The sequence below is a fragment of the Streptomyces sp. SID12501 genome (assembly GCF_010550245.1).
In the GTDB taxonomy this organism is placed as follows: Bacteria; Actinomycetota; Actinomycetes; order Streptomycetales; family Streptomycetaceae; genus Streptomyces.
This window is the reverse complement of the sequence record NZ_JAAGLU010000477.1, coordinates 1-495: the sequence shown is the minus strand read 5'-3', so window position 1 is coordinate 495 and position 495 is coordinate 1. Positions and strand designations below refer to the sequence as shown.

Genomic DNA, 495 nt, shown 5'->3' with positions numbered 1-495 from the left:
CACGATGGACAAGGTCACCGAGCGGTTCCTCGGCAAGCGCCGCATCGGCACGACGGGCCGCGGCATCGGGCCGACGTACGCCGACAAGATCAACCGCATCGGCATCCGCGTGCAGGACCTGTTCGACGAGGGCATCCTGCGGCAGAAGGTCGAGGGCGCCCTCGACCAGAAGAACCACCTGCTGGTGAAGATCTACAACCGCCGCGCGATCACGGTCGACGAGACCGTCGAGGACCTGCTGCGCCACGCCGAGCGCCTGCGCCCGTACGTCGCGGACACGCCGCAGTTCCTCAACCACGCGCTCGACGAGGGCAAGACCCTCGTGTTCGAGGCCGGCCAGGCGACCATGCTCGACGTCGACCACGGCACGTACCCGTTCGTCACGTCGTCGGCGTGCACCGCGGGCGGCGCCTGCACGGGCTCGGGCGTGGGGCCCACGCGCATCGACCGGGTCGTCGCGGTCGCCAAGGCGTACACGACGCGCGTCGGCGAGGG

1 protein-coding gene is annotated in these 495 nt (G+C 70.5%); it reads left to right on the top strand.

Features of this window, described 5'->3' with window-relative positions; translation table 11 throughout:
• A partial coding sequence (locus G3I71_RS46860; protein ID WP_203733122.1) for an adenylosuccinate synthetase occupies positions 1-495 on the top strand: 495 nt, incomplete at both ends.